Annotated in this window: 8 protein-coding genes and 1 riboswitch; of the genes, 4 read left to right on the forward strand and 4 right to left on the reverse strand. The window is 72.0% G+C overall.

Translation table 11 applies throughout. The features are described from left to right. The first annotated feature begins 276 nt into the window (after window positions 1–276). A complete protein-coding gene (locus ACFU5G_RS26620) occupies window positions 277–1665 on the forward strand; it encodes a family 43 glycosylhydrolase (RefSeq protein ID WP_377251536.1) in 1389 nt (462 codons plus the stop codon). Between the two features lie 185 nt (window positions 1666–1850). Next, window positions 1851–2609 (forward strand): methyltransferase domain-containing protein, encoded by a 759-nt coding sequence (locus ACFU5G_RS26625; RefSeq protein WP_377251538.1) that lies wholly within the window; start codon window positions 1851–1853, stop codon window positions 2607–2609. Window positions 2610–2646: 37 nt separating this feature from the next. On the opposite strand, the gene ACFU5G_RS26630 is transcribed toward ACFU5G_RS26625, so the two are convergent. Continuing rightward, a complete protein-coding gene (locus ACFU5G_RS26630) occupies window positions 2647–3078 on the reverse strand; it encodes an SRPBCC family protein (protein WP_377251540.1) in 432 nt (143 codons plus the stop codon). Window positions 3079–3133: 55 nt separating this feature from the next. Continuing rightward, entirely contained in the window at window positions 3134–3895 is a 762-nt protein-coding gene (locus ACFU5G_RS26635; protein ID WP_377251542.1) for a TenA family protein, read from the reverse strand. Beyond that, a riboswitch (TPP riboswitch) is annotated at window positions 3887–3979 on the reverse strand. It overlaps the preceding gene by 9 nt. Before the next feature lie 46 nt (window positions 3980–4025). Here ACFU5G_RS26635 and ACFU5G_RS26640 point away from each other — a divergent pair. After that, complete coding sequence (locus tag ACFU5G_RS26640; RefSeq protein ID WP_377251544.1) at window positions 4026–4805, forward strand: LLM class F420-dependent oxidoreductase; 780 nt, start codon at window positions 4026–4028, stop codon at window positions 4803–4805. On the opposite strand, the gene ACFU5G_RS26645 is transcribed toward ACFU5G_RS26640, so the two are convergent. Both ACFU5G_RS26645 and ACFU5G_RS26650 read right to left on the reverse strand, forming a co-directional pair. Next, entirely contained in the window at window positions 4751–6664 is a 1914-nt protein-coding gene (locus tag ACFU5G_RS26645) for a glycoside hydrolase family 15 protein (RefSeq protein WP_377251546.1), read from the reverse strand. The two genes, ACFU5G_RS26640 and ACFU5G_RS26645, sit on opposite strands and share 55 nt — an antisense overlap. A gap of 100 nt (window positions 6665–6764) precedes the next feature. Beyond that, entirely contained in the window at window positions 6765–8009 is a 1245-nt protein-coding gene (locus ACFU5G_RS26650) for a hypothetical protein (protein ID WP_377251548.1), read from the reverse strand. 218 nt (window positions 8010–8227) lie between these two features. Here ACFU5G_RS26650 and ACFU5G_RS26655 point away from each other — a divergent pair, with 218 nt between their 5' ends. Next, window positions 8228–9508 carry a GDSL-type esterase/lipase family protein gene (locus tag ACFU5G_RS26655; RefSeq protein ID WP_377251550.1) on the forward strand — a complete coding sequence of 427 codons (1281 nt, stop codon included), beginning with the start codon at window positions 8228–8230 and terminating at the stop codon, window positions 9506–9508. Window positions 9509–9668: the final 160 nt, after the last annotated feature.

Genomic DNA, 9668 nt, shown 5'->3' on the forward strand with positions numbered 1-9668 from the left:
GGTCGGCACAGGCCTGTGCCGACCTCAAAGCAGAGTGCCGACTTTGCGCCGCAAACTGCCGAGTTCGCGGGGCAAACTGCCGTCGCTGCCGGTCCACCAGGGGCAGCGGCAGCCAACGGACCGCGGCCGCCGGGCAGCAGCGGACGGCAGGCCACTCCGCGTCGGATCGGTTTAACGTTGGATCTTTTTCGCCCCCGCGGACGCCCAGGCCTTTACAGGGATCCGCACGGTGGCGACAATTCACCCGTCCGGTTCGTTCCAGCTCGGAGGTTCAACGTGGTACTTCCCCGCTTCTCCCGCGCCCTGGCCACCGGGGTCGCCGTCGCCGCACTGGCGCTCGGCACCCTCACCACCAGCTCCGCCGTCGCGGCACCCGCGGCACCCGCGGACGACGCGCCCGCCGGCGACGTCTCCGTCCAGCCGACGGTGCGCCCGAGCCTCGTGCTCGACCGCAACTTCCCCGACCCCGACGTCGCTAAGTTCGGCAGCACCTACTACGCCTACGCCACGAACGAGGGCAAGAACCTGCCCTGGGCCACGGCGCCGGACCCGGACGGCCCGTGGACCTACCAGTCCACCGACGCCCTGCCGACGCTCGGAGCCTGGGCCAAGACCGGCCGCACCTGGGCGCCCGACGTCTCCCAGCGCGCCGACGGCAAGTACCTGCTCTACTACACGGCCTGGCACAACGCGTCCGGCCGCCAGTGCATCGGCGCCGCGCTGGCCGACTCCCCCGGCGGGCCGTTCGCCCCGGTCGGCAGCGAGCCGCTCATCTGCCCGCTGGGCGACGGCGGCGCCATCGACGCGTCCAGCTTCGTGGACACCGACGGCACCCGGTACATCCTGTGGAAGAACGACGGCAACGCCATCGGCGCCACCACCTGGATCCACGTGCAGCGCGTGGCCGCGGACGGCATCACGTTCCAGGGCGGCGCCACCCAGGTGCTGCGCAACGACCGGGCCGACGAGGCCGGCATCATCGAGGCGCCCGTGGTGACCAAGGTGGACGGCAAGTACGTGCTGTTCTACTCGGCCGGTCCGTACAGCACCAACTCATACGGCACCAACTACGCCGTGGCCAGCTCCATCACCGGCCCGTACACCAAGGCCTTCCGGTTCCTGATGACCACCGACTCGCTCGACGGCGCGGTGGCCGGTCCCGGCGGCGCGGACGTGCTGCGCGACGGCGGTGGCGACAAGCTGATCTTCCACGGCCACCGGGACGCGGGCGGCCGCGGCATGTACGTGGCCGACCTCGGCTGGGCCGGCTCCAACCCCGTGGTGCGCGGCAGCCGGGTGCGCTACGAGGCCGAGCGCGGCACCCTGAACAACTGCTCGGTGCGCGAGAACGCGGCCGGCGCCTCGGACGGCAAGGTCGCCGCGTACATCGACCACGCCGACAGCTCGGTCGACATCGGCGCGATCTACGTGCCGACGTCCGGCAGCTACACGCTGCACGTGGGCTACGCCAACGGCTCGGTCGAGACGGCGTCGCACACGGTGACGGTCAACGGGGCCTCCGCCGGGTCGGTCAGCTACCCGATCACCGGCTGGGACAACTGGCAGCAGGCCAGCAAGGACATCACGCTGCAGGCCGGCTGGAACACCATCCGCCTGGGCAAGGGGACGGCGTTCACGGAGCTCGACTACATCGAGGTCGCGTAGCCGACGCCGCGGAACACCGGCCACCGCCGGCGAGCGCCGCAGCCCAGCGATTGCGCCCGGACCTGCCACCGTTCCGGGCACGATCGCTGGGCTGCCGCACATGCCGTGCACGCCGGGCACAATCGCTGGGCTGCTCCGCGCGTGATGTATCTTGACATCAAGATACTCGACGGCGAGGAGTTGTGATGGCCGACTGGAACCCCGGCGCATACCTGCAGTACACGGACGAGCGGTCCCGGCCGTTCACGGAGCTGGTCGCCCGCGTGCCCGGGTCGCCGGCCACGATCGTCGACCTGGGCTGCGGCCCGGGTCACCTCACCCTGGTGCTCCGCGCCCGCTGGCCCGAGGCGCACGTCACCGGCGTGGACGTCTCCCCCGCCATGATCGAGCGCGCCCGCGAGGCGGACCCGGGCACCGAATACGTGCTGGCCGACCTCAGCACCGACGAGCACACGGCCGACCTGGTGATCAGCAACGCGGCGCTCCAGTGGGTCCCGGGCCACCGCGAGCTCCTGACGACCCTCGCCGACCGGGCCACCCAGACGTTCGCCTTCCAGGTGCCGGGCAACCACGACGCGCCCAGCCACGTGCTGCTGCGCGAGGTCGCGGCACGCGCGCCGTACGCCGACGTCGTCGGACCGGTGGAGCGGCGGGCCACCGCCGACCCGGGCGAGTACCTGGAGATCCTGGCCCGGCCGGGCTGGTCGGTGGACGCGTGGGAGACCACGTACACGCACGTGCTGCACGGCCCGGACCCGGTGCTGCGCTGGATCTCGGCGACCGGAGCCCAGCCCACGCTCCAGGCGCTGGAGGCGAAGGACCCGGCCCTGCGTGCCCGGTTCGAGGAGGACTTCGGCGCGGCCCTGCGCGCGGCGTACCCCGAGCACGCGCACGGCACGCCCCTGGCGTTCCGCCGGGTGTTCGTGGTGGCCACGCGAGCCTGATTCGGGACGACGCCGGGCGCCGGCGCCGGGCCCGGCGTCAGCCCTGCTGGGTGACCCGGGCCTCGAGCCCGGCCAGCTCGGCGTCGACGTACTCCCGGGTGCGCTTGCGCACCATGCCGCCGACCAGCCAGGCCAGCGAGCCGGTCTGCGTGATCGCGAGCGTCACCTTGGACCGGCCGCCGGGCAGCGGCTCGATCAGGTGCTCCGCCTGCGTGGTCACGCCCGGCGCCTCCGTGATCCACGCGAAGTGCCGCGGCGGGTCCCACTCGTCCATCAGCCAGACCGCGAGCGGCAGCTCGGGCTGCTCGATCCGCACCTGGGTGCCGACGTCGGGCGGGTTGGGCCCGTCGATGATCTCGACCGACCGCATGGACGGCGTCCAGTCGGGCATGTGCTCGACGTCGGACAGGACCGCCCAGACCTCCTCGGGCGTCGCGTCGATCTCGGCGGAGGTGCTGTAATTCGGCATCGGTGCTCCTGTCCTCGGGTCGGCGCCGTCGGCGGCGTCACCCCCTAGTCTCGGCCTACAGGGGCGGCGTCGGCCAGGCGGGCCGGGTCAGGCCCTGCTCGAAGAAGAGGTACTCGTGCACCGACGAGATCTCGAAGGCGCCCAGCATGCGTTCCCGCTGGTCCGGGGAGACCCAGCGGGCGGCGTCGTCGGCCAGGGCGCGAGCCTGCCGGGTCGCGGCCTGGAAGCCCTCGTCACCGTAGGTGCCGATCCACGCCGCGTAGGGGTGGCCGGCCAGCCCGCCGGGGCGGCGTCCGGCCAGGTCCGCGAGCACACTGCCCACGTGGGCGTATAGCCAGTAGCAGGGCAGCAGCGCCGCGATGGTCTCCGCGTAGCTGCCCGACGCCACGGCGTGCAGGTGACCGGTGTAGGCCGCGGTCACGGGCGAGGCCTCGACGGCGGCGACGTCACCCGCGGCGAGCCCGGCGTGGGCGCCCAGCCAGTCGCGGTGCAGCGCCGTCTCGACCTCCAGCGCCGACACCGACGACCGGGCGAGGAAACCCTGCGCGGCCGGGTCGGGCGCGAGCTGGGCGGCCCGCGCCAGGACACGCGAGTACTCGCGCAGGTAGGCGGCGTCCTGGGCGAGGTAGAACGCGAACGCCTCGGTGGGCAGCGAGCCGTCCGCGAGCGCCTGGAGGAACGGCATGCGGTCGACGGCGTCGCGCCAGCCCGCGATGCGGTCCCAGGCCTCCTCGGTGAAGGGGCGGACGGCGCCGTCGTCGGGCGCGGTGCGAGTCTCCACAGGTGTCGCCGTGGAGACGGGTACGACAGAGGTCACGATGGACATCCCTTCGCCAGCATGATCTGGATCAGGTTCGACGGGTGTGGTCTCAGCCCTGGCAGGGCACCCCGTGTCACGTGCCGCCGAGGCTACCGGACCTGGGTCGTGCTGGTCGTAGGCTGCCGCCATGACAGACCGCTCCATCCGCATCGGAGTCCAGCTCCAGCCCCAGCACGCCGAGTACTCGCAGCTTCGTGACGCGGTGCTCCGCGCCGAGGACGCCGGCGTCGACATCATCTTTAATTGGGACCACTTCTTCCCGCTCAGCGGCGACCCCGACGGCAAGCACTTCGAGTGCTGGACCATGCTCGGTGCGTGGGCCGAGCAGACCGAGCGCGTGGAGATCGGCGCGCTGGTCTCGGGCATCGGCTACCGCAACCCCGACCTGCTGGCGGACATGGCGCGCACGGTCGACCACATCTCGGGCGGGCGGCTGATCCTGGGCCTCGGTGCCGGCTGGTTCGAGAAGGACTACGACCAGTTCGGCTACGAGTTCGGCACGGCGGGTTCCCGGATCGCGAGCCTGGCCGACGCCCTGCCGCGCATCAAGGCCCGGCTGGCGGCCGGCAACCCGGCGCCCACCCGCGAGATCCCGGTCCTGATCGGCGGTGGCGGGGTGCGCAAGACGCTGCGGATCGTGGCCGAGCACGCCGACATCTGGCACGCGTTCGGCGACGTGCCGACCCTGACCAGCAAGTCGGCGATCCTGGACGAGCACGGCGCCGCCGTCGGCCGGGACACCGCGAAGCTGGTGGAGCGTTCGGTGCAGGCGCAGGGTTCGCCCGAGGAGACGGGCGAGGCCCTGGTGGCGGCCGGGGCCACGCTGTTCACCGTGGGGGTGACGGGGCCGGACTACGACCTGTCGACCGCGGAGCGCTGGATCGCCTGGCGCGACTCCCGCGGCTGAGATTCGGCCGGGACGGCCTTGGTTCCGGGGGCGGCGGCGCGCTCGCCGTCGACCTCCGGACCGGCCACGCGCTCGGCGAGGCCCTGGCCGAGCCGCAGCGCGCTGTTGACGAGGCCCAGGTGGCTGAACGCCTGGGGCGTGTTGCCGAGGTGGCGGCCCGTGCGCACGTCGTACTCCTCGCTGAGCAGCCCCAGGTCGTTGCGCAGCGTGAGCAGCCGTTCGAACAGGGCGACGGCCTCCTCGACGCGGCCGACGCCGTGCAGCGCGTCGACGAGCCAGAAGTTGCACACCAGGAACGTCGCCTCGGATCCCGGCAGGCCGTCCACCTGGTCGTCGGACTCGTTGTGGTACCGCCGCAGGAGCCCGTCCTGGCCGAGCTCGCGCTGCACGGCGTCGACCGTGCCGACCACGCGGGGGTCGTCCCAGGGCAGGAACCCGACCTGCCCGATGAGCAGCAGCGCGGCGTCGAGCCCGTCGGAGCCGTAGAACTGGGTGAACGTGTTGCGCTCGGCGTCGAACCCGTTGGTAAGGACGTCCTCGTGGATGCGGTCGCGGACGGCGCGCCAGCGTTCGACGGGTTCGTCCGGCAGGTCGTACTTCTCGACGGCGCGGACGGCGCGATCGAAGCCCGCCCAGGCCATGACGCGCGAGTGCACGAACGCGCGGCGCGGGCCGCGCACCTCCCAGAGCCCGTTGTCGAGGTCGGCCCAGTGCTCCTCGAGGTGTTCCAGCAGGGCCCGCTGCAGCCGCCACACGTCCTGGTCCTGCTCCAGCCCCGCCTCGCGGGCCTGGTGCAGGGCGTCCAGCGTCTCGCCCCACACGTCGATCTGGAGCTGGTTCGCCGCCCCGTTGCCGATCCGGACCGGCGCGGAGCCCTCGAAGCCGGGCAGCCAGTCGATCGTGTACTCCGGCAGCCGACGGCGTCCGTCGAGCCCGTACATGATCTGCAGGTCCGCGGGGTCGCCGGCGACGGCGCGCAGCAGCCACGCCCGCCAGTCCCGCGCCTCGTCGATGAAGCCCGTGCCGATCAGGGCCTGCAGGGTGAGTCCGGCGTCGCGCAGCCAGCAGTACCGGTAGTCCCAGTTGCGTTCGCCCCCGATCTCCTCGGGCAGCGACGTCGTGGCCGCCGCCGCGATGGCGCCCGTCGGCGCGTAGGTCAGCGCCTTCAGCGTGATCAGCGACCGGTGGACGGCGTCGGGCCAGGGGCCGGTGTAGGTGCACCCGCCGACCCAGGACCGCCAGAAGTCCTCGGTGTCGGCCAGCGCCTCGTACGGGTCCACGGGATCCTTCGTGGCCAGGTGCGACGCGTGGTAGTTCAGGACGAACGGCACCCGGTCCCCCGGTCCGACGGTGAACTCCGCGCGCAGCACCGAACCCTCGTTCGCGCCCGCGTGCTCCAGCGGCACCGGCGAGTCGATCCGCACCGAGTCCGGACCGGCGACGGCGCGCAGCGCGTCCCGGTCCCAGGTGATCCAGGGCACGATGTTGCCGTAGTCGAACCGGAGCCGGAGCTCGGTCGTCATCGGCACGTGCCCGCTGATGCCCTCGACGATCCGGACCAGGTCGGCCTCCTCGCCGCGCGGCGGCATCAGGTCGAGCACCCGCACCCGCCCCTCGGGCAGGTCCCACTCCGTCTCCAGGATCAGCGTGTCGCCGCGGTAGCGCCGGCTCGTGCACGCGCCGCCCGACGTCGGGCCGAGCTGCCACGACCCGTGCCGCTCGTCGCCGAGCAGGGCCGCGAAGCACGCCGGGGAGTCGAACCTCGGCAGGCACATCCAGTCGATCGAACCGTCGCGGCTGACCAGAGCCGCGGTCTGGAGGTCCCCGACCAACCCGTAATCCTCGATTCGGCGCGTCACCGTCAAAGACTAGGTTCGGCGCGACCCGGACACCATGGGTCGACGTGTCAGACGTACAGGCCCCTCTGGTGACCTGTACGCCTGACACGTCAGGCGGGGCTCAGAACGAGGACGCGTCCGCCGCGTACACCCACCGGTGGCCCGGGTACTCGCCGAGCGACCACAGGTAGTCCCGCGTCGGGTCGTAGGACAGGTCCTCCGCGCCGACCGTCAGCGCGTCACCGTGCCGCACGATCGAGCCCGACGGCGCGACGAACGTGTGCAGGTCACCGTCCGAGGTGGGGTTCGAGAAGTCGTCGCCGTCGCTCTGCGAGAAGAAGAACTCACCGTTGATCGCGGTCGAGCCCTGCACGCTCTCCAGGTCCGTGCGGTACGCCTCGGTGGCCTTGATGACGCCGTCCGAGGCCGGCTTGAGGTACCGGTTCGTGTAGTCGATCGGCACGCGGATGGTCCGCACCTGGGCGCCGTCGGCGAGCTCGTCCTTGCTGCGGTACTCGCTGACGACCACCGAGTCCGGCGAGCTGCTGCGGTCCAGCGAGACCGACGAGTGCTGCAGCTGCGCGTAGCCGCCCGCCGTCGAGTCCGTGAACTTGGCGGTCTGCGGCAGCACGTACTTGTAGTCGAACGCGTGGTACGAGCCGTCGGACTGCCGCCCGATCTTCGACGCGCTACCCGTCGAGACCTGCCACAGGTGGTCCAGGTCGAACACCCGGAAGCCGCCGCCCGTGTCCGCCACGTACAGCAGGTTGCCGTACCACATGATGCCGCCCGCGTGGATGTCGATGGGCTTGAACGACGGCGCGGCGGCGGTGCCGCTCGGCTCCACCAGCAGCAGGTGCCGGTACGGCGGGGCCGACGCGCTCGCCGACAGGTTCGACACGCTGATGCGGACGCCCTTGTCGATGTTGTCGTCGGCGTGGTCGTACCAGCTCACCAGGTTGATGCGCTTGCCCTCGTAGGTGCCCGCGGCGAACGCGTCCGAGCTGGTGGTGATGCCCTGCGGGTACCAGGCGCTCGTGTCCCGGTCGCCTTCGTTCCAGCAGTAGTACGCGGTGCGGTGCGTGACCGAGGGAGCGCTGGGGCAGCTCGGGGTGCGGTTGCCGTCGTCCGCCACGGTGCTCATGGAGACATTCGGGAGGGCGGCGTCGAGGGCGCCGATCAGGGACGACGACGTCTCGGACAGCGTGTAGCGGAAGTTGCTCGCCGTGAGCGGCGTGGCGGCTGCCGCGAGTGACGACCCCTGTTCGTCGGAGCCCTGGCTCGCGGTGGCCTGGCTCGCGGACGCGAGCAGTGCGACCACCCCCAGGCTCGCTACGGCAAGTGCGGAACGACGACGACGGCGCATGGTGGTCTCCTTGCTCGAAGGAACTTTCGCCCGCCCACCGTAGGGACCAGTTGCCCGCAGGCGCGAGCAAAAAGCGCCTTCGACGGCGGTGACAGCGTTGACAGTCGGGTGCCCGGGTCATACGTTCCGTCCGGCGGATGTTCCGTCCGGGGTGGCGCACAGGGTGCCGTGCCGCGAACTCGATCAACGACGACTCGAGCAGCGAAGCAGGTGGACCGATGGAGTTCCGAGACCTTGCACGTACCGTGATCACGCTCGTCACAGCGGTTGGAGTAGCCGCGGGAGGTGCCGTCACCGCCTCCGGGGCCGTGTCCGACGCCGTGCCCGACGCCGACACGTGGTCGACGTCGTGGACGCAGTCGCAGCAGCGCAGCTCCGGGCTGAGCCCGGAGACGTTCCAGAACCGCTCGGTGCGGGTCGTGACCCGGCTGACTCAGGGTGGCTCGGCGCTGCGCGTGCGGCTGCAGAACCAGTTCGGCACCACGCCCCTGGTCGTGAACGCCACCACGGCCGGCCTGAGCGCCGGCGGTGCGGCCGTCCGGCCCGAGAGCCTGCGCGACGTCACCTTCGGCGGCTCGGCCGCCGTGTCGGTGCCCGCCGGTGGCGAGGTCTGGAGCGACCCCGTGCAGCTCGCCACCAGCGCCATGGACGACCTGGCCGTGAGCTTCTACCTGGCGAACCCGACCCGCATGATGCTGCACGACCTGGCCGGCCGCACCAACTACTTCTCCGCCGTCGGCGGCGGGAACACGACCGCCGACACCTCGGGCGGCGCCTTCCCCGACACGCACGGCTGGACCTACCTGGTCAGCGCGGTGGACGTGCTGGGTCCCGACGCGGCCGGCACGGTGGTCGCCTACGGCAGCTCGGTGGTCGACGGCGTGGGCGCGGACAACTGCGGCGCGGGCTGCCCGCCACCGGCCGTCTTCCAGCGCTGGACCGACACGCTCGCGCAGCGCGTCGTGGACGAGCTGCCCGCCGATCGGCAGTTCGCCGTCGTCAACGAGGGCATCGCCGGGACCACGGCGGCGCCCGCGTGCGGGGGTGGCGGGCTGGACGGCGTCTCCCGCCTGGACCGCGACGTGCTCGCGCTGCACGACGTACGGGCGGTCATCTACTACTACGGCACCAACGACCTCGCGAACAACTGCGACGCGGAGACCATCCTGGCGGCCTACCGGGACACGTTCGCCCGGCTGCGCGCGGCCGGGATCAAGGTCTACGTCACGCCGATCACGCCACGCCCCGGCTACACGGCCGAGCAGAACGCGCGCCGCGCGGTGGTGAACGAGTTCGTCCGGGCGGGTGGCAACTGCTCGGGGACGTGCGACGGCGTCTTCGACTTCGACGCCGTGCTGCGCGACCCGGCCGACCCGAACTCCATCTACCCGCCGTACGACACCGGCGACGGGGTGCACGCGAACATCGCGGGGCAGACGGCGATCGCCCGGTCGGTGCCGCTCGGGCGATTGTGGCGGGGCGTGCTGGCGGCGCGCTGAGCGGCGCGGCGGGGCTTGCGTAGCTGACCCTGCTGACGAGCCCTCCACGCTCGGCCACGCTCGGCCACGCTCGGCCACGCTCGGCCACGCTCGGCCACGCTCGGCCACGGCCACTCTCTTTCGAGGCCTAAGTTTCTTCGCTTTGAGCCCGCTCAAAGCC

The organism is Promicromonospora sp. NPDC057488, from assembly GCF_042802395.1.
In the GTDB taxonomy this organism is placed as follows: Bacteria; Actinomycetota; Actinomycetes; order Actinomycetales; family Cellulomonadaceae; genus Promicromonospora.

Excerpts from the sequence above, each read along its gene's own strand:
- ACFU5G_RS26640 (WP_377251544.1), top strand. The coding sequence starts at position 4,026 with ATGACAGACCGCTCCATCCGCATCGGAGTCCAGCTCCAGCCCCAGCAC.
- ACFU5G_RS26655 (WP_377251550.1), top strand. The coding sequence starts at position 8,228 with ATGGAGTTCCGAGACCTTGCACGTACCGTGATCACGCTCGTCACAGCG.
- ACFU5G_RS26650 (WP_377251548.1), bottom strand. The coding sequence starts at position 8,009 with ATGCGCCGTCGTCGTCGTTCCGCACTTGCCGTAGCGAGCCTGGGGGTG.
- ACFU5G_RS26625 (WP_377251538.1), top strand. The coding sequence starts at position 1,851 with ATGGCCGACTGGAACCCCGGCGCATACCTGCAGTACACGGACGAGCGG.
- ACFU5G_RS26630 (WP_377251540.1), bottom strand. The coding sequence starts at position 3,078 with ATGCCGAATTACAGCACCTCCGCCGAGATCGACGCGACGCCCGAGGAG.